Origin of the sequence: Leeuwenhoekiella palythoae (assembly GCF_900130045.1) — a bacterium.
Classification (GTDB): Bacteria; Bacteroidota; Bacteroidia; order Flavobacteriales; family Flavobacteriaceae; genus Leeuwenhoekiella; species Leeuwenhoekiella palythoae.
The window spans coordinates 538837-558555 of the sequence record NZ_FQXT01000003.1; the positions used below are offsets into that span (position 1 = coordinate 538837).

Consider the following 19719-nt stretch of genomic DNA (forward strand, 5'->3'; position numbering starts at 1 on the left):
GATTTTCACTAATTGAAAACATCCATTATACCTTCAAACTGGCCGGTGTTTAATCCTGCACTGCTTGTATCCATCGTTTCTGCGAAGCGTACCATATCTGCTACGTTCATGTCATCTCCTAAAACACGAGCTAAAACAAAACCTTTATTGTTATCCTGAGCAAAAACCACCACCTCGTCAATTGCGTCCTCGTCTCCTTTGATAAAAATACGCATACGTTGTTCGGTACTACCCAGCTTCATCAACTCATCGTAATGATCTCCTTTTAAAATTGCTTTTACCTTTCCGGTTTCCGAAGTATAAAAAGCGGTATCCTTAAGGGAATATGCCAACAAATTAATTTTCTTTACTGACGCTATCACCTTTTTTTGTTCAGGTGAAAGCGTTTCACTCTTAGGACTGATCAAACTTGTAGGCAGATCAACCATAATAAAGTCGTCGTTTTCTTTACTGTCTATATAATATTCTTGCAAAGACTGCTGGTTATTGCAGCTCATCAATGTCGCAACAACTACAAACAGCAAACTAAATTTGAATAATTTCATCTTAATTGACTTTTACGTTTTTCAACTCATCGCTTCCCTTAAAGTTGATGCTATTGGCAATTTTCCCGATTTCTTTAAGGTCTATATTTCCAGTGATCTTGATAAGAACGGTATCGTCATCATTAGTTTCTCCGTCAATAAACATTAAAAATTCGCTTACAAAGTCATCACTTTTGCCAGGCTTGTAGTAAAAATTTACGTTCTTACCATCGTCCTTCACGCTCATAAGTTGCTCTAACTTTTCGCTAGCTTTATACGAGCTAAATTCTGCTTTCATCGCTTTTGCTGCGTTAGTATTTTTAGTAGAAAACAACTTTATATCTTCAAGGCTATTGACCATATCGATATAATTTTTCATTTCAGGATCGTTAGAATCAAGATCCATCTTTCCTAGCAATTTGAACATCTTTTGATTCATGACCAATGAGGTCACGTCTTTCATATCTTCAAATCTGTCAAAGCTCTTTTGGGCATAAGTGCTAAAGCTTAAGCCTACTAACATTAGGGTAATTACTAATTTATTCATCGTTTTTTGATTTTGATTATTTTTTAATTTCATTGGCCGTTTCTTCAAAAGTGTCTAGCTTATCAAGCTGACCGGTGCTTTTATTCATAAAGTTACCCATCATAAACAGCGCTTGTTTTGTTTTTAATGCTGCTACATCAGGATCTTTATAAGTACCCAAATCGTGCTCAGAAGCTTGCCTTTGATTAAAGGTTAAAAAGAGACCTACACACAGGATGATACTTGCGGCCACAGGCACCCAGCGCCAAGATCTTTTTGTTTCCGGCAGTACTATCGTACGGTTAAAGCCCTCCTCTTTAGCTTTGGCAAAAGCCCCAAAGATGGGCACGTACTCTGCCAGATGCGGAGCCACTTTATCACTAGTAAAGTACTCCTGCAACTGTGCTTCTTGCTCTAAGGTCGTTTCCCCCTCAAAGTAAAGCTCAAGCAGTTGTTCTATTTTATTTAATTCCATAGTTGTGTTTTTTTAACAATTGTTCGCGTATTGTTTTTCGAGCTCTAGACAGCGTAACACGTACCGCTGTTTCATTTAAATCTAATTCTTTGGCAATTTCACTATTAGAATATTGTTCAACATCCCGCATATGTAATATTAATCGTTGTTGCTCGGGTAATTCTTTCATCAATTCTAGTACCCAATTTACACTGTCATTATTTTCACTGGTTTTAACCGTATTGTAATGCTGATCTTCATAGTTGCTGTGGACCAGCTGCAAATTGCTACTGCTTTTTGCTTTGAGCTTGTCGTAACAATAATTTTTAGTCATCGTTACCGCAAAAGCTTCAATACTGCGCAACTTTTTTATCTTCATACGGTTAGACCACAGTTTGATAAGAATCTCTTGAGTGGCATCTTGCGCTTCATCTTCAGACACCAGCAAACGCTTTGCCAAGCGATACAGCCGATCCTGAATAGGAGTTACCTGTGCTAAAAACTCTTTTTGATTCATTCTTACTAGCGGTTAATTACAAGGATGACGATCCTCTATAAATTTTGTTACATTAAAAAGTATAAATACAATAATACCGCTAAATTTAGAGTTGATTAGTAAATTGCTGAAATGAAAAAAATTACCCTATCGCTTACATTGCTTACCCTACTTATACTCACTTCTTGCAGTAAGGACCGCGATGACGAACTCGCTCCACTAGCTGAACTCGAAATAGAGAATTTTATCTATAACGGGATGCAGTTGTATTACCTCTATAAACCTGAAATACCTCAGTTAGGCAATACTTTTTTTGAAAGCACTGCTGACCTTAATACGTATTTGTCAGGCTTTGCAGGACCTGAAGATCTTTTTTACAACGGTCTGGTCGCAGATGTTGACCGTTTTAGTTTTCTAAGTGACGATTATCGTGATTTAGAAAACAGTTTTGCCGGAGTGACTAAAACTTCAGGAATAGATTATGGACTAGCTCTTGATCGCAACGATCCTAATTTTGCCTTTGCTTACGTGCGTTATGTGATGCCCAACACTTCGGCATCTCAAAATGGCGTAACCCGCGGAATGTTATTTAACACCATCAATGCTGAGCGACTTACCACTACTGCAAATGGTGATGGTACCTATTCATTAAGTGCCAGATCGCGCGAATTGCTTAATCTTGACAGTTACACGATTGCTTTAGCCGAATTTGACAGCAACGAAGACCTGCAACCTACGGGTGTTTCCATTGATCTTGTACAAGAAGAATACACCGAAAACCCAGTGTTTATCGCCAAAACACTAGACATTAATGGTAGCAAAATAGGATATTTGATGTATAATGCCTATCGCCGAAATTTTGATAGTGATCTTAATGCGGCCTTTGCACAATTTCAGGCAGATGGTGTTACTGATCTAGTTTTAGATTTGCGTTATAATGGTGGAGGTTCGGTAGAAACTGCGATTGATTTGACTTCAATGATCACGGGTCAGTTTAATGGCGAAATTATCACTCAACAGCAATGGAATCCGGAAATTCAAGCGGCGTTTGAAGCTGATGATCCTGAATCTTTAATCGATCGTTTTGACAACACTATCTCTGACGGAAGCGCGATCAACAGTCTTAACTTGTCCCGTTTATTTGTCATAGGAACCGGAAGCACCGCTTCGGCAAGTGAGTTGACCATTATAGGATTGCAACCTTATATTGACGTGCAAACCGTAGGTACCACCACCGTGGGTAAATTTCAGGCTTCGATAACGCTTTACGACTCTGAGACTTTCCGCAGAAACGATGAGACATTGAACCCACGCCATTTTTATGCCATTCAACCTTTAGTGTATACATATGCAAATGCGAATGGTGTAGTAGGACCGCCTGCCGGAATCACGCCGGATTTTGAGTTGCGAGAAGACATTTCAAATCTGGGTACTCTAGGAGAAGCAGATGAGCCACTATTGAGCCTGGCGCTTGATCAGATATTAGGAAGAAGCTATGCTTCTAAGAATAAGTCTGGTACAGTATTTGAAACTTTTGGAGAGCGTAAAAACCAAACGGCGACCTATCAACGTATGTATATTGAAGCCCTGCCTAATTATGTAAAATAAATCTTATATTCCGCAATAATTTAATTTAAACCCCTTAACATGAAAAAGAACTTTCTTGTATTTCTATTAAGTGTATTGATTATTTCTGCGTGTTCTAACGATGATGATGTAGCAGAAGTGGTTGAAGAACCTGAAACTGAAGAACCCACACCAGAAGAACCTGAACAGGAGGAAGAAACGCTTGATCGTGCAGACTACCCCATACAGGATTTTATGTATCTGGCTATGAATCTCTATTATCTCTACAAGGCAGATATCCCAGAGCTTGCTGATGATTACTTCACTGATGTAGATACCTATGTAGAGTACCTTGCAGAGAATACAGTTCCTGAAGATTTTTACTATGACGACCTCGTTACAGAGCAAGATCGTTTTAGTTTTATGACGGATGATTATGTAGCTCTAGAGAACAGTTTTTCCGGAGTGAGCAAAAGTAATGGACTTAAATACAGTTTAGTTCGCTTTTCAAACTCCAATGATATTTTTGGTTACGTGCGCTATGTTGCACCCAATTCTAATGCTTCGGCTACAGCAATCAAAAGAGGAGATTTATTCTTAACAATTGATGGTACACAAATGAACCTCAGCAACTATCAAACATTACTTGCTCAAGATAGTTATACTTTAGGTTTGGCAACTATTGCTAATAATACAGTGAGCGCTACGGGAACTTCGGTTACACTTACTAAAGAAGAAGGTTTTTCAGAAAATCCTATTTTAATTGCAAAGACGTTAGACATTGATGGTCAAAAAATTGGGTATTTGATGTATAACTCTTATGTAGGCGATTATGATGACGAACTCAACGCAGCTTTTGCTGATTTTAAAGCTGATGGAATCACAGATCTTGTTTTAGATCTTCGCTACAACGGTGGTGGTTCTGTTGCAAGTGCCATTGATTTGACTTCTATGATCACCGGACAATTTGAAGGAGAAGTAATTACTAAACAACAATGGAATGCAGAGGCTCAAGCTTATTTTGAGTCTGAAAGTCCTGAAAGCTTAATTGACCGTTTTGATGGTCAAATAAGAACTGGCGAAGCGATTAACAGCTTAAACCTTACCAGACTTTATGTTATAGGAACCGAAAGTACCGCTTCTGCGAGTGAATTAACGATTATTGGTCTTCGTCCTTATATTGACGTAAAAACGATAGGAACTACAACCGTTGGTAAGTTTCAAGCATCTGTAACACTTTATGATGGAGATAACTTTACTAAACAAAACGTGAATCCAGATCATAATTACGCAATTCAACCTTTGATCTACACCTATGCTAATGCTAACGGAACCGTAGGTCCTCCAACGGGAATCGTACCTGATTTTGAGTTAGAAGAAGATTTGGCCAACCTAGGTACTTTAGGTGAAGAAAGCGAACCATTACTAAGCCTGGCTTTAGATCAAATTCTAGGTAGAAGCCACACCAGCTCTAAAAGGAAAGCTGGTCCTGCTTATGAATTAGTAGGTGAGACTGATATGAACCAGCCTACATTCCAAAGAATGTATGCTAATGAAGTACCTCAAATCAAGAAATAAAGTTTGATGTATATAGCATAAAAAAAATCCGCTGATGAATTCAGCGGATTTTTTTATGCGTTTTAAACTTTAATATGTTTAGTTAAAGTAGAAACCGTTGGGACCTAGTCCAACCGTTATATTTTTCAATAAACTTCCACTTGTTGAATAGATTTCAACAAAGCTATCAGAAGAAAAATCTCCTCCGTCAGCGATATATATACGACCATCTTCCACTGCAAAACCATACATTGCGCCATATTCAGATGTTGAACTGTAGGTAAGAAGTGCAGTAGCAGGCTCAGTTATGCTGTTTTGTTCCATAACATAAACAGATCGATCTATGGTGAAATAAGCTTGGTCATCTTCTAAGACTAAATTTGATGCTCCGCTCAAATCTGCAAATTCTAAAACGCTTAGTTGCTCTCCATTATCTTTATTAAACACTTCATAAGAATTACTAGAAAGAGCATAAATAGAACCGTCTTCAATATCAAAAGAATTGACACCAAAAGCAGTAGTAATTGTTCTTTCAACAGCGTTAGAAGAAGGGTTGATCACATTTATAGTATTTCCGTAACCAAAAGAGGAACCATTTACATAGATCAGTCCATCTTCTTCTTCAATTTGTTCGGTATAGCTATCTGTCTCAATAGTTGATTCTACAGATAATGTTTCTAAGTTGATTACCGCAATGAAATCATCATAACTAGCTGGAGGATTATCATTGTCATAAGTATAATCATTAAACGTATTATTATTGGTTACATAGGCTTTACCATTATATACAACCCCGTACTTCGGAACGGTTAAACCTTCATCTATCACATCAATTAACTCAAAAGTATAACGATCTACCACAGTAATTAGATTTGATCCATTAGAGATAATATATGCTCTATCATTATCATCAAAGAATATGGATTGAGTATATGCTCCTAAATCAGCTGCATTTGGATTTACGCTTGCAAAAATGTCTTGCTCCACGGTACTAAGATCATCACTGATATAGGTAACCGTACCTATTCCTCCCTCATTCAACACAAAAAAACCATCTGTGTAATCCCCTTCCGGAAGTGGTTCTGACGCGTCATCATCATTAGAACACGAGTTCAGTACAAATACGCCTAAAAGCGCAAAAAGTGCTAGTTTATTAATTTTCATAGTTGCTTGATTTATAGTTTTAAATTTAAATACATATTAAAGTTTCGCCCGGGCATCCAGCGGTTTACCACACTTTGATATTCGGCATTAAACACGTTATTTACGCGTGTACCCAACTCATAATTTTTCTCTTTACCTAAAGAATATCCTAAGCTAAAATTAGCCACAGCATACGCGTCCAGATTATACCGGCTATTATTATCACTGCGCGTAAACACCTCTCCTACATAGATCGCCTGCACGGTGCCATTAAAGCGTTTATAGTCATAATTGATTCCGGCAGTTGCTTTATGAAAGGGCACATAGATCAGTTGATATCCAGTTTGCGCGTTTTCAGAAACCGTGTAGGCATAGGTTCCGTAGAGTTCCAGATGCTGCTTTCTGCCTAATTTTGGCGACCAATTTAAAATACTTTCAATACCATAAATGCTAACCTCTTCTTCATTTTGAGGACGCCAAACGCCATCGCTGCCGGGTAACCAGCGAATCATATCCGTAACCGAATTGTAATAACCCGTGAGATCAAGATTAAAATTGGCTATGGTGAGGCTCGCCCCTAACTGACCTTGTAGCGATTTCTCAGGAAGCAACTCCGCATTCCCTGCGCCTGACCAGTACAAGTCATTATAAGTTGGAATCCTAAAATTGCGCGAACCGCTTAAATTGAGGCTGAAATGCTTTGAAAATGCTTTGCTGGCAGCCACCGAGAACAAAAACGGACTTTCGTAATTATTGGTGATTTCTTTTCTAAAACCCAATTCATAATCCAGCTCATTTTTTAGCTGATGCTTCATTAATACTGCTGCCGAAAAAATATTGCGATCGTTATCACCTAAGCTTGACCCTTCTCCTGATGTATACGTATTGGTCAATACCGAATTTATCGAGAGTCCTTCATAAAAAGCATAGGTAAGATCGTATTTAGCAATCGTGGTTTTTGCCTTTCCGAAGGAAAAATTATCAGAATCTAAATTTCCGAAGTACTTATAATATTCTTCTAAATAGGCCAGTCGCGCGATGGACGTGAAATTTGAAAAATCATACTCCCACTCTAGTAAATTCTTCGTGTTGAGATCATCGTATTTAGTTCGGGTTTCAGAAGCTCTGATCAGCGAAAAATGCCGCTCGCCGTCAAAAACTTCGCTAAAAAACCGCAGGCTATGTTGACGACTAAGTTTGAAGCCTAAACCTACATTAAGTGCTGCGTTTTGAAAATCTCCATTCAAATTTGTCCCGCCATCCGGATAATCGTAGTCGTTATCACTACTGTTGTGTGCTAAAGCAATACTCAAGCTATAAGCTTGTGTTCCTAACTTAAATTGATAGCGTGCATCACGAGTATTAAAGCTTCCATACTGCAAAAACAAATTATGCTCCTGCTGTTTTATAAACTCCAGTTTAGTATTCAAGTGCACGCTTCCGCCAATTGCTCCCGTTCCATAAACAACGCTTCCGCCACCGCCACGCACAGCGATCTCATCATAAGCGCCACTGTTTACCGTATTAAAATCTAATTGCCCATTAAACTGCGAATTGATGTTGATCCCATTCCAGATAACAGCCGTCTGAGATGCAGTAGTTCCTCTAAAAGATGGTGAGGACACCATCCCTAGTCCGTTTTCCTTAAAATAGATGGGGGAATTAAAATTTAACGTATTGGTCAGCAGCGGTCTGTTCAGGCGGGTAGTGCTATCAGACAATTGTAAAACTGCGCGCCCGGTAGAATAATGTTTCAGCTTTAGGTCTGTGATATAGACAGAATCTAAGGCGGTAAACGCAGTGTTTTGCCCATACGTAAAACTAACGCATAGCCCTAATGCTAAGAAAAAATAGAAAACTCTTATGTTCATACTGCTCCAGACCTTTAACCCGAAAGTCTTTTGTTACTACGCGTTCTGGCAGGTCTCCTGGCTTGCGTATAAAGATTAAACCTTCCCATCACAAAAAGGACAGTGGTGTAAGTGCAATCTTTACCGTTCTAAAAAGAACTAAGCTTACAGTTGCGGGAACAGCTCAGGCTTCCATTAATTCTGAATTCAGAATTCTCAATTCAAAATTAGCGTACCTGATTCCCTTTTAAGGCATTCTCATCAATGAAAATGGCCACCAAAAATCGTGGTGCGAAGTTAATCAAATAGCTTAGTTTGCATTCCTTTTTTTTATTAATCTTACTTTTGAATTTTTATAGAAATGACACCAGATCCTTTTAAACTTTAAATTTTGATCAAAAATCTTCTTTCAATATTCATATGCATTGCGTTTTTAAACGTAGTGTCTTGTAAAAAGAATACCGAAAAATCTGTTGAAACACTTCAGACTGCGTCTCAAAATACGATTGAATATGCTCAAGGGTTCACACTTAAAACCTATAATACCTATACAATTCTAAGCGTTACCAATGCCTGGCCTGAAAGTGACAAGACTTTTAATTATTTATTATTGAAAGAAGGTCAGACAGCTCCAGACAGCATTCAAGCCGATGCCGTGATTCACGTGCCAATTCGATCTATCGTGGTAACGTCAACTACGCATATTCCGGCTTTAGAACTTTTAGGCGTTGAACAATCTCTGGTAGGTTTTCCTAATCTCGATTACATCTCTTCTGAAAAAACGCGCGCTTTAATTAATTCTGGCGCAATCACCGAATTAGGCCAAAACGAATCTATAAACACCGAAAAAGCCATTGATCTTGATCCTGATGTGGTGGTAAGTTTTGGCGTTGAAGGCGAAAATAAAACTTTAAGTTCGTTGCAAAGAGCCAGAATCCCTGTGCTTTACAATGGAGATTGGACGGAGCACCAACCGCTAGGCCAAGCGGAATGGATCAAATTTTTTGCTGCACTTTATGGGAAAGAAAAAGAAGCAGACTCTATTTTCAAGCATATAGAAACCCGCTATACTGATCTTAAAGAAAAAGCATTAGTTGCTAAAAATAAACCCACTGTGTTAAGTGGAGCAATGTTTAAAGATGTCTGGTATTTACCCAAAGGCGACAGCTGGGCCGCCCAACTGGTTGCCGATGCTAATGCTGCGTATTTATATGCAGATTCCGAAGGAACCGGAAGCGCAGCACTGAGTGTTGAATCGGTTTTAGATAAGAGTCAGACCGCAGCATTCTGGATCGCTCCCAATGCTTTTGCGAGTTATGAGGCGCTTGCAGAAGCTAATGAAGTGTACACCCAGTTTGATGCATACAAGAACAAAACCATTTACAGCTTTGCGAAAGCTAAAGGTGCTACCGGCGGAATGCTGTATTATGAGCTCGCTCCTTCCCGCCCTGATTGGGTTTTAGAAGATTTAATCGGAATTTTTCATCCGGAATTAAAACAGGTCGGTAAACCTCATTTTTTCTTTCCTCTTGACTAATAAAAAAAAGCATAGCACCCGCTTTACTTTGCTAACCGCAATGGTGCTGTTGCTGTTTTTAGCAAATATTGCCTTAGGTTCTGTAAAGATTCCTATAGAGGCGATTTTTGATATATTTTTTGATCCAGCGAACGTAAAAGAAGCCTGGAAATACATCATTCTTGATTACCGTATTCCTAAAGCTTTGGCAGCAGTGATGACCGGTAGCGGACTAGCCGTTGCGGGTTTGATGATGCAAACACTTTTTAAGAATCCACTTGCCGGCCCGTTTGTATTGGGGATCAGTAGCGGCGCAAGTCTTGGTGTTGCATTTTTTATTTTGGGTGGAAGTGCTCTGGGTCTAACGGCGATGCTTGCTCCCAACGGCTGGGGAACCATTCTCGCGGCGAGTTTAGGCAGTTTTGCCGTACTGAGTATCGTGATTCTCGTAGCTGCCCGAGTGCGCGATGCGATGGCGCTACTCATCATCGGGCTGATGTTTGGCAGCCTTACATCGGCAGTGGTAAGTATTCTCGCTTATTTTAGTCCGGCTGAAGATTTACAGCGCTATATGTTTTGGTCCTTTGGTAGCTTAGGAGATATTTCGTGGCCCGCTTTGGGCATTCTTTCGGTTTGCTATGTTATTGGCATTTTACTCGCGCTGAGCATTACGAAAAGCCTGAATAGTTTATTGTTAGGAGACCATTATGCGCAGACTTTGGGAGTTTCCCTAAAAAAAAGCCGGTTTATCATTTTGATCGCTACAAGTATTTTAGCCGGAAGTTTAACTGCTTTTGTAGGACCAATCGCGTTTGTGGGTCTTGCTGTTCCGCATTTGATTCGGCAGTGGTTTACCGCTTCAAACCATTGGGTTTTAATGCCAGCCTGTATTTTGGGAGGCGCTGTGCTGATGCTTTTTTGCGACATTATCGCTCAGATGCCGTGGTTTGAATTTACACTTCCTATCAACGCAATCACATCGCTTATAGGTGCTCCCATTGTAATCTGGCTACTCGTACGGAAGAAAAAACTATTATTCTAATCCTATGGAACAAGCTAAATCAGTTTTACTCAAATGCGAAGCGCTTTCAGTGGGTTATACCTCTTCCTCATTAGAAAAACCAATAGTCAAAGAGGCCAATCTTCAATTAAAACCCGGTATGTTCACCACTCTGGTTGGTATCAATGGTTCCGGAAAGTCTACTTTGTTGCGTAGTCTTGCTGGTTTACAAAAACCATTCTCTGGTTCGGTAATTTTGAATGATATCCCGCTTAACAAACTTTCACCCGATGCGCGTTCAAAGTGCATTAGCGTTGTGCTCACCGGGCAGCAGATCTCAAAAAACCTGAGCGTTCTAGAATTAGTTGCGCTGGGAAGGCAGCCTTATACCAATTGGCTAGGGAAACTTTCAGCACACGATAAAACACATATAGATCAGGCTATTGCGTCCACACAGCTTGAAGCGCTTCAGCACACTCCTTGCTATGCTTTGAGCGATGGGCAATTTCAACGCGCTTTGATTGCAAGAGCTTTAGCACAAGATACTCCCATCATTATGCTTGACGAACCTACAACACATCTAGATTTACACCATAAAGCCTCTATATTTACGTTGCTGAGTGAGATCGCGCATAAGCACCATAAAACGGTATTGTGCACTACGCACGATATAGAATTGGTTCTTTCGCTTTGCGATGAAATGATCGTAATTCAAAATGAAAAAGCACAGCAAAACACTCCCCAACAGCTCATTGCTGATGGCGTTTTTAACCAACTATTCCCAAGCAATAGCATTGGCTTTGATCAGAATTCTCGACGTTTTTTTATAAAGTAAAAAATCTTTTTTGGCTCACAAAAAATCAATTTGAACATTACTTTATAGTTCATTTCAAGCTTCAAGGATTATGTGCTTTGGCATCACTTAATACCTGCTCAAATAGTATATTTGGATATTAAGAGCAAATGGAAGTGTAACTTCTAGATGCTGATTTTCTAGCTTAATTTCCTCTATATCAATTCAAATATGACTGAAAGTTTTCTCTTTCTTATAATAGCTTTTGTGGCACTTCTTGGCGGAACAGTGCTAGGCTATTTTATTGCTTCCTTAAAACAAAAAACAAACACCGCCATTCTTCAAGAGCGCATCAATTTATTGCAAGATCAGCGGAATACTTTTGATCAAACGAGAACCGACTTACTCAAAAAGCAGGACCAACTGCAGGAGGATAAAGAGTTTTTTCAGAACGAATTAACTGCTCGCAATGTAGCTTTTGAAAGTTTACAACATCAGTTTAAAGAGAAGACGAGCGAACTTGAGCGGCTGCAAGAAAAATTCACTAAAGATTTTGAGATCATTGCAAACAAAATACTTGATGAAAAATCTTCAAAGTTCACCCTTCAGAATAAAGAAAACCTTGATACGCTTTTAAAACCACTTCAAGAACGCATTTCAAGTTTTGAAAAGAAAGTTGAAGAAACCAACAAAGAAAGTCTGGGAAGACACAGTGAATTGCGCCAACAAATTAAAGGCTTGGCAGAGCTCAATCTGCAAATGAGCAAAGATGCAGATAACCTGACCAAAGCCTTAAAAGGTGATGCAAAAATGCAAGGAAATTGGGGCGAATTGATTCTTACACGCATTCTTGAAAAATCGGGACTTGAGAAAAACAGAGAATATACCATACAGGACAGTCATCTTGATGAACAAGGAAAACGCTTGCAAACCGATGTGTTGATTCACCTTCCCGATGGCAAAAAAATGATAATAGACAGTAAAGTGTCTTTAACGGCCTTTGAGCGCTACGTTTCAGAAACTGAAGAAACTCAGAAAGCAGTTTACCTCAAACAGCACATCGCTTCTGTCAAACAGCACGTTGCTACATTAAGCGCTAAAAATTATCAACAGCTGCTTGAAGAAAGTCCGGATACGGTTTTTATGTTCATCCCCATTGAGCCCGCATTTGCACTGGCCTCGGCGCATCACCCGCAGTTGTATGAAGAGGCTTTTAATAAAAATGTAATTATTGTGACGCCTTCTACCCTTCTGGCTGCATTACGCCTGGTTGAAAATTTATGGCAAAATGACCGGCAGAAGAAAAATGCAATTGAGATCGCAACCCACGCGGGACGGCTTTATGATTCATTTACCCTGCTTACCGAAGAATTGACTAAAATAGGACTGCAACTAGATACGGTACGCAACACTTACGACCGAAGCATGGTTAAACTTACCGGTAAGGGGAATCTGATCAATCGCGTTGAGAAATTAAGAAAATTAGGCGCGATCACAAGCAAGCAACTCGATCAAAAATTATTAAAGTCTGCTGAAGAAGACGATGCTACTGCAAAAGCTAATGACTAAATTTGAAGGCTAGCAAAAGATTATGAAAAAATTACTTGGTTTTGTTTTAGGTGGAATTGTGCTACTCGCAATTCTCTATTATTCCTTTATTTATTTTGTACCCTATAGTGAAGGTACGCGTGCAGGCGAACTCATAAAATTCAGTAGAAAGGGTGTACTTTCAAAAACTTGGGAAGGCCAGATCAGTCAAGGGATTAGCGGTGCACAGATCTTTGATTTTTCAGTGATGGATGGTGAAGAAGAAGTGATTCAGAAACTGAAAGATTATCAAGGGAATTATGTGAAGCTTACTTATGTAGAGCGTTATGCGACCTTCATTTTTTGGGGAGATACCAAGTACTTTGTTACCGACGTAACCAAAGAAAATTCGCCACATTTTAACCGAAACTAAAAATTCATAAAACTCATCGCATTGGATCAATTTAAAACTATTGAAGCGTCGCAGGTTACGATTAGCGAACTCATGTTGCCTTCGCATACTAATTTCAGCGGAAAGATACACGGAGGCTATATTTTATCGTTAATGGATCAAATTGCGTTTGCGTGCGCCTCTAAGCATTCTGGTAATTATTGTGTGACTGCGTCAGTAGATACCGTTGATTTTTTAAGACCTATTGAAGTTGGCGAACTCGTTGTGATGAAGGCATCAGTGAATTTTGTGGGACGCACCTCTATGGTGGTTGGCATACGTGTAGAAGCCGAAGATATTCACAGCGGAACCATTAAACATTGCAATTCGAGTTATTTTACAATGGTCGCCAAAGATGACTCCGGAAAAAGTGTACCTGTTCCCGGCCTAATTTTAAAAACAGAAAAACAAGTAAGACGCTTTCTTAAAAGCCTGAACAGGCAGGAAATGAAAAAAAATCATCGCAATGAAACTTCTAAAAAAACCGAGTTGCGTATCGAAGATTTAGAAATTCTGCGTAATTCACATAAAGTGCAGCTAGAATATTAAAAGCAAAATACCTTAGAGCAAGCCCGTGAAACGTTAATTGGAAACAATTTTTCTAATAAAAGGCATACCTATCGCTATCTAGACAGCGTATTAAACCCTTCGGAGCACCAATAAAAAAAGGAGCCATTAAGGCTCCTTTTTTTCATCTAAATATAAATTCTTAATCTTTTATCAGTTTCTGTGTAAATGAGCGTTCTCCGTTATCTATTTGAACCAGGTAAACGCCGCGTTTAAGTCGGCTTACATCCATTCCACCTTGAATCATTCCTGAGTTTATAGCGTCTCGCTTTACCATTTTGCCAAGCACATCGTAAAATGTAATTTCGACTGAATTTGACAAGTCAGGATTTTTAAAATAGATCCTATCCTTTACAGGATTTGGATAAATTTTAAAGCCATCTTTTGTCTGACTTAAGATCGAAGCATTATCAGTAACGCGAATGGTTCCTTTCAACTCCTTATTTATTCCACTCTGAAACGTGTAAATTCCTTTATCTGAAAAAATATATTCATAAACCGAACCTTTGCCCAACAATTCACGCGTTCCAAAATCTGAAGAAGCCTTAAGAGATGTGTTCAATAAATTTTGAGGAATAGGCTCATCAAAAACCCATTTTACTTTATCTCCTACTTCAACCTCTAGTGTAGATTGCAACGCTTGAGAGCCAGAAGCCCACTGAATTACGTGAGTTTCCTGAGCACAAATTGTGGTCCCAATTATGAATATAAAAATGTAAAACCAAGTAAATTTCATGCCATATCACTGTGTTTGAGGTCATTGTAAAAATATAACAACTCTCACATTAAAATGCTAAAAATATGTGATAATTATACTATTCTTTACTTAAAGACGTTCAACGCAGTTTAATGTTGCAAAAATTATTTACTTAAATACATTTTTCTTCTAGCATATAGATCATAGAACTCATCGTCCTTCAAACTATCTATAAACAAGATACTTTCACCGGTACTCTTCATTTCTGGACCTAAAGCTTTATTCACATTAGGGAATTTATTGAAAGAGAAAACAGGCTGCTTGATCGCGTATCCGTTTAATTTTGGTTTGAAATCAAAGTCAGTAACCTTTTTCTCGCCTAGCATTACTTTGGTCGCATAATTTACATAAGGTTCGCCATATGCTTTTGCAATAAACGGAACAGTACGAGATGCTCTTGGGTTAGCTTCAATGATATATACTTTATCATCTTTTATTGCAAACTGAATATTTATAAGCCCTACGGTATTAAGCGCTAAAGCGATCTTATGCGTGTGATCTTTGATCTGCTGAATCACTAAGTCTCCAAGGTTAAAAGGAGGCAACGTAGCATTTGAATCCCCAGAGTGAATTCCACAAGGTTCAATATGCTCCATAATTCCTATGATATACACATTTTCACCATCGCAGATCGCATCTGCTTCAGCCTCAATTGCTCCATCAAGATAATGGTCAAGTAAGAGTTTGTTATTAGGTATTTTACGTAAAAGATCAACAACCGTTTCTTCTAGTTCGTCCTTATTGATCACGATCTTCATACCTTGTCCACCCAATACGTACGAAGGGCGCACCAAAATTGGGAAGTCTAATCTATCAGCAACAGCAAGTGCTTCTTCAGCAGTCTCAGCAGTATCAAACTCTGGATAAGGAATGTTATTCTCTTTTAGCAATCTAGAGAAGCTTCCTCTATCTTCAGCCAAGTCTAAAGCTTGGTAGCTCGTTCCGATGATCTTAATTCCGTAGCGATCTAACTTTTCAGCGAGTTTAAGAGCAGTCTGCCCACCCAACTGAACGATTACACCTTCAGGCTTTTCGTGACGAATAATGTCATAAATATGCTCCCAGAATACCGGCTCAAAGTAAAGCTTATCTGCAGTATCAAAATCAGTTGAAACAGTTTCCGGATTACAGTTGATCATAATGGTCTCGTAACCACATTCAGCGGCAGCTAAAACCCCGTGAACACAGCAGTAATCAAATTCGATCCCTTGACCTATTCGGTTAGGCCCAGAACCTAAAACGACTACCTTCTTCTTATCTGTAACTTTGCTTTCATTCTGAGAGAAACGCTCTCCTGAAGCAAGCTCCATATCACTTTCAAAAGTTGAGTAGAAATAAGGCGTTTGCGCCACAAATTCTGCCGCACAAGTGTCTACCAACTTATAAACTCTATTGATCTTGAGTTCGTCTCTCTTATTATAAACATCGCTCTCTAGACAATCTAGCATATGTGCGATTTGACGATCTGCAAAACCTTTTTGTTTTGCCTCAAGTAATAGATCTCTAGTAAGCGTATCTATTTTATATTTTGAAATCTCTTTTTCAAGCGCATCTAGTTCTTCAAATTGCTTCAAGAACCACATATCAATTTTGGTAATCTCGTGGATACGGCTTAGAGGGATACCCATTTGTATCGCGTCATAAATGGTAAATACACGATCCCAACTTGCATTAGTAAGCTTTTCAATAATCTTATCGTAGTTGGTATAACCTTTACCATCTGCTCCAAGACCGTTACGTTTAATTTCAAGAGATTGTGTTGCCTTGTGAAGCGCTTCCTGAAAAGAACGACCAATACCCATTACTTCTCCCACAGACTTCATCTGAAGACCTAAAGTGCGGTCGCTACCTTCAAACTTGTCAAAATTCCATCGTGGGATTTTAACGATTACATAATCTAAGGTTGGCTCAAATAAAGCCGAAGTAGATTTGGTAATTTGATTATCTAACTCATCTAAAGTATAGCCAATAGCCAGTTTAGAAGCGATTTTTGCAATAGGATAACCGGTTGCTTTAGACGCCAACGCAGAAGAACGTGATACCCGTGGATTGATCTCAATCGCGATAATGTCTTCTTTCTCATCAGGGCTTACCGCAAACTGCACATTACATCCACCTGCAAAATCTCCAATAGATCGCATCATATGGATTGCCATATCACGCATTCTTTGGAAGGTACTATCACTTAGTGTCATAGCCGGAGCCACGGTAATTGAGTCACCGGTGTGAATTCCCATTGGGTCCATATTTTCAATGGTACAAATGATAACTACATTATCATTTTTATCACGTAAAAGCTCTAACTCATACTCTTTCCAACCCATTAATGCTTTATCGATCATCACTTCGTGTATAGGCGAGATCTCCAGACCGTGACTAAGTTGCCTGTCAAAATCTTCAGGCTTGTACACGATTGAAGCTCCTGCCCCACCCAAAGTGTATGATGCTCTAATTACTAACGGAAAACCAAATTCTTGCGCGATCTCTTTTCCTTTAAGAAATGATGTTGCTGTAGCCTGAGGCGCCATACCAACACCTATTTTAAGCATCAACTCACGAAATTTCTCACGATCTTCAGTAATGTTGATCGCATCAATATCTACACCTATAATTTTAACTCCAAAATCTTCCCAAATTCCTTTTTCATCAGCTTCAATACAAAGGTTCAAAGCGGTTTGACCTCCCATTGTAGGAAGTACTGCGTCAATTTGAGGGTGTTCTTTTAAGATCTTAACCAGAGATTTTGTAGTCAGCGGCAATAAGTAAACGTGATCCGCCATAACAGGATCAGTCATTATCGTTGCAGGGTTAGAGTTTATAAGAATCGTTTCGATCCCGTCTTCACGCAAGGAGCGCAAAGCTTGAGAGCCCGAATAATCAAATTCACACGCCTGGCCTATTACAATAGGTCCAGAACCAATAATTAAAATAGATTTAAGGTTTTCGTTTTTTGGCATTATAGTCTCAGATTAGAAGTATTATGTAAAAATACGGTTGGGGTATTTATAAAAAAAGGTGTTACTAATAAAAGTAACACCTTAATATTTTAACAATGGTAAATCACCAATTATTTTTTATGTCTTAGTTCAGAAGATACAGATATTTTCTTTCTTCCCTTAGCTCTTCTACGAGCAAGGACTTTACGACCATTTGCGCTAGCCATACGCTCGCGGAAACCGTGCTTATTTCTTCTTTTTCTTTTTGAAGGTTGAAACGTTCTTTTCATTTTATATCTTCTTTAATCTTCCTTTTACTTTTCTCTGTTTAAATTTTGAGAATAGCCTTCTCAAAAGCTGGGCGCAAATATACAAACACTTTCTAATTCAACAAACAGAAAGTATAAAATATTTTAGATTGTTTTTATTACATTTGCACGCTCAATTAAAACATCAATTTTCACCCTGTTTATCGGAGTATTATTCCGTTTTTAGAATCTACAATATGTTCAACAAAAATATAAAATTAGTACTTGCCGTTCTCGTTTTCGGTTTAGCAGTATGGCAAATCATAGATCGTTCAATAGGTAATGGCATAATGCTCATTCTACTTTCGGCTATTTTTGTATTGCTTTACTTCAAAAATGAAATTTTAATTCTGGCATTTTTACGCCTGAGAAAGCAGGATTTTGCCGGTGCTCAAAAGTGGCTTGACAAGATCAAGAACCCTGAAGCAGCGTTGGTACGTAAACAAAATGGCTATTATAACTATCTAAATGGTTTAATGCTTTCGCAGACTAATATGATTCAGTCTGAAAAATACTTCAAAAAGGCAGTACAACTAGGCTTAAGTATGGATGCTGATCTGGCAATGGCAAAAATAAATCTTGCTGGGATCGCAATGACCAAAAACAGAAGACGTGAAGCAGATAAACTGCTAGCAGAAGCTAAAAAGTTAGACAAGCACAATATGCTTGACGAGCAGATTAAAATGATGAAAAAGCAAATGAAGCAGGCTGCAAATATGCCACGCCAACAATATGGGCGCGGTGGCCGTCGCTAATTATTTTAAAAACTGCTACACTTAATTATAGATACATTATGATATAGGTTGATACATTTTAATATCAACACACAAGCATAAAAAAGCTCCTGATCAAGGAGCTTTTTTAATTCCAAAAGACGTTGCAAACCAAACTCTTAGACTTTCATCTAGTATTTACACCGTTTGAACGAGAAGTTTTTTACAGGGTATTTTCAAAAGCTAATTTTGTTAAAATACCAAACTAACTATATGCCAAGAACTTTACTTATACTTCTCTTTATATCGCTATGGAATTTAAACGCTCAGGAAAATGAGAAAATACTTTTTTCAGAAGCTTTAAATTCAACGATCAACACGTATAATTCTAGAGTTGATGCTGCTCTAGCGTCGGGCGAATTTGACTATGCAAAATCTTTATTTGATTCTTTGGTCAAAGATCATCTACAAGGGTCCTACATTGACGCTTTAGAATTTGAACGTTTTAATAGCGGTATCGCTTCAACCGAAGAGTTTGACAAACCTACGATTCTACTTACTTATGCTTCTTGGTGCATTCCTAGTGAGGGTGAGATTCCGGTTTTAAATAAGATGGTTGAACGCTATAGTGATCTTGTTGATTTTGTTGTGCTCTTCTGGGATTCTAAAGATACTGTGCGAAAACTGGCAAAAAGCTTTGATAAGAACATACACATCGTATATGTGGATGAAACCAAAAATAAGCATATGCAAACCGTAAACTTACTCAAGCACGCTTTAGGGCTTTCTCTAAGTTTTGTGATGGGTGCAGATGGCGAAATTCTCGATATTAATCGCAGACCTCCAAACAAAATGAATCTTTCGGAGAGTCAATTATTCAATCAGAATATCACCTTTTTAAGTCGACAGATCGCAGCTATTAATATTGATCACAACATCAACATTAATGAGCTACCAGAATCTTTAGCAACCTTCTAAGCTAGATTAAAGTAATGCGCTGTTTGTCATAAACTTTAATGGCACTAGCAAACTACC

At 38.6% G+C, this 19719-nt stretch carries 19 protein-coding genes and 1 riboswitch; of the genes, 10 read left to right on the forward strand and 9 right to left on the reverse strand.

The features are described from left to right. Positions 1-8 precede the first annotated feature (8 nt). From BUA96_RS09530 to BUA96_RS09545, 4 genes are read right to left on the reverse strand one after another with little or no spacing between them, the layout of a single operon-like run. Positions 9-545 (reverse strand): DUF4252 domain-containing protein, encoded by a 537-nt coding sequence (locus BUA96_RS09530; RefSeq protein ID WP_072982562.1) that lies wholly within the window; start codon positions 543-545, stop codon positions 9-11. Position 546: 1 nt separating this feature from the next. Continuing rightward, positions 547-1071, reverse strand: coding sequence for a DUF4252 domain-containing protein (locus tag BUA96_RS09535; RefSeq protein WP_072982877.1), 525 nt, complete (start codon positions 1069-1071; stop codon positions 547-549). Between the two features lie 16 nt (positions 1072-1087). Next, positions 1088-1525, reverse strand: a complete 438-nt coding sequence (locus BUA96_RS09540; protein ID WP_072982563.1) for a hypothetical protein — start codon at positions 1523-1525, stop codon at positions 1088-1090. After that, the gene (locus tag BUA96_RS09545; protein WP_072982565.1) at positions 1512-2021 is read right to left on the reverse strand and encodes an RNA polymerase sigma factor; all 510 of its coding nucleotides are present in this window, start codon (positions 2019-2021) and stop codon (positions 1512-1514) included. Before BUA96_RS09545 ends, BUA96_RS09540 begins: the two co-directional genes overlap by 14 nt. Before the next feature lie 111 nt (positions 2022-2132). On the opposite strand from BUA96_RS09545, the gene BUA96_RS09550 reads away from it, so the two are divergent. Together BUA96_RS09550 and BUA96_RS09555 are read left to right on the forward strand one after the other, a co-directional pair. Next, positions 2133-3608 (forward strand): S41 family peptidase, encoded by a 1476-nt coding sequence (locus BUA96_RS09550; RefSeq protein ID WP_072982566.1) that lies wholly within the window; start codon positions 2133-2135, stop codon positions 3606-3608. 39 nt (positions 3609-3647) lie between these two features. Further along, entirely contained in the window at positions 3648-5144 is a 1497-nt protein-coding gene (locus BUA96_RS09555; protein ID WP_072982568.1) for a S41 family peptidase, read from the forward strand. A 78-nt stretch (positions 5145-5222) separates the two neighbouring features. Here the strand turns inward: BUA96_RS09555 and BUA96_RS09560 are convergent, their stop codons facing one another. Both BUA96_RS09560 and BUA96_RS09565 read right to left on the reverse strand, forming a co-directional pair. Beyond that, on the reverse strand, positions 5223-6287 hold the full coding sequence (locus tag BUA96_RS09560) for a YncE family protein (RefSeq protein WP_072982569.1): 1065 nt from the start codon (positions 6285-6287) through the stop codon (positions 5223-5225). A gap of 11 nt (positions 6288-6298) precedes the next feature. After that, positions 6299-8137: a TonB-dependent receptor plug domain-containing protein gene (locus BUA96_RS09565; RefSeq protein WP_072982571.1), complete on the reverse strand. Its 1839-nt coding sequence runs from the start codon at positions 8135-8137 to the stop codon at positions 6299-6301. A 30-nt stretch (positions 8138-8167) separates the two neighbouring features. Beyond that, positions 8168-8413, reverse strand: a riboswitch (cobalamin riboswitch). A 94-nt stretch (positions 8414-8507) separates the two neighbouring features. Between BUA96_RS09565 and BUA96_RS09570 the strand changes: the two genes are divergently transcribed. The 6 genes from BUA96_RS09570 to BUA96_RS09595 all read left to right on the forward strand — a co-directional run bounded on the left by BUA96_RS09570 (position 8508) and on the right by BUA96_RS09595 (position 13952). Further along, positions 8508-9653 carry an ABC transporter substrate-binding protein gene (locus tag BUA96_RS09570; protein ID WP_233430629.1) on the forward strand — a complete coding sequence of 382 codons (1146 nt, stop codon included), beginning with the start codon at positions 8508-8510 and terminating at the stop codon, positions 9651-9653. Then, positions 9646-10674 carry a FecCD family ABC transporter permease gene (locus BUA96_RS09575; RefSeq protein WP_072982573.1) on the forward strand — a complete coding sequence of 343 codons (1029 nt, stop codon included), beginning with the start codon at positions 9646-9648 and terminating at the stop codon, positions 10672-10674. Before BUA96_RS09570 ends, BUA96_RS09575 begins: the two co-directional genes overlap by 8 nt. 4 nt (positions 10675-10678) lie before the next feature. Then, positions 10679-11467 (forward strand): ABC transporter ATP-binding protein, encoded by a 789-nt coding sequence (locus BUA96_RS09580; protein ID WP_072982574.1) that lies wholly within the window; start codon positions 10679-10681, stop codon positions 11465-11467. Positions 11468-11656: 189 nt separating this feature from the next. Continuing rightward, positions 11657-12994, forward strand: coding sequence for a DNA recombination protein RmuC (locus BUA96_RS09585; RefSeq protein ID WP_072982576.1), 1338 nt, complete (start codon positions 11657-11659; stop codon positions 12992-12994). A gap of 22 nt (positions 12995-13016) precedes the next feature. After that, on the forward strand, positions 13017-13385 hold the full coding sequence (locus BUA96_RS09590; protein ID WP_072982577.1) for a 6-phosphogluconate dehydrogenase: 369 nt from the start codon (positions 13017-13019) through the stop codon (positions 13383-13385). A gap of 72 nt (positions 13386-13457) precedes the next feature. After that, positions 13458-13952 carry an acyl-CoA thioesterase gene (locus tag BUA96_RS09595; protein ID WP_072982881.1) on the forward strand — a complete coding sequence of 165 codons (495 nt, stop codon included), beginning with the start codon at positions 13458-13460 and terminating at the stop codon, positions 13950-13952. Positions 13953-14112: 160 nt separating this feature from the next. Here the strand turns inward: BUA96_RS09595 and BUA96_RS09600 are convergent, their stop codons facing one another. From BUA96_RS09600 to rpmH, 3 genes are all read right to left on the reverse strand, one after another. Then, positions 14113-14706, reverse strand: a complete 594-nt coding sequence (locus tag BUA96_RS09600) for a T9SS type A sorting domain-containing protein (protein WP_072982579.1) — start codon at positions 14704-14706, stop codon at positions 14113-14115. Between the two features lie 125 nt (positions 14707-14831). Continuing rightward, positions 14832-17684 carry a carbamoyl-phosphate synthase large subunit gene (gene carB, locus BUA96_RS09605; RefSeq protein ID WP_072982581.1) on the reverse strand — a complete coding sequence of 951 codons (2853 nt, stop codon included), beginning with the start codon at positions 17682-17684 and terminating at the stop codon, positions 14832-14834. A 110-nt stretch (positions 17685-17794) separates the two neighbouring features. Continuing rightward, positions 17795-17953, reverse strand: coding sequence for a 50S ribosomal protein L34 (gene rpmH / locus BUA96_RS09610; protein ID WP_072982582.1), 159 nt, complete (start codon positions 17951-17953; stop codon positions 17795-17797). A 215-nt stretch (positions 17954-18168) separates the two neighbouring features. On the opposite strand from rpmH, the gene BUA96_RS09615 reads away from it, so the two are divergent. Together BUA96_RS09615 and BUA96_RS09620 are read left to right on the forward strand one after the other, a co-directional pair. After that, the gene (locus BUA96_RS09615) at positions 18169-18726 is read left to right on the forward strand and encodes a hypothetical protein (RefSeq protein ID WP_072982584.1); all 558 of its coding nucleotides are present in this window, start codon (positions 18169-18171) and stop codon (positions 18724-18726) included. Between the two features lie 231 nt (positions 18727-18957). After that, entirely contained in the window at positions 18958-19662 is a 705-nt protein-coding gene (locus BUA96_RS09620; RefSeq protein WP_072982585.1) for a TlpA family protein disulfide reductase, read from the forward strand. Positions 19663-19719: the final 57 nt, after the last annotated feature.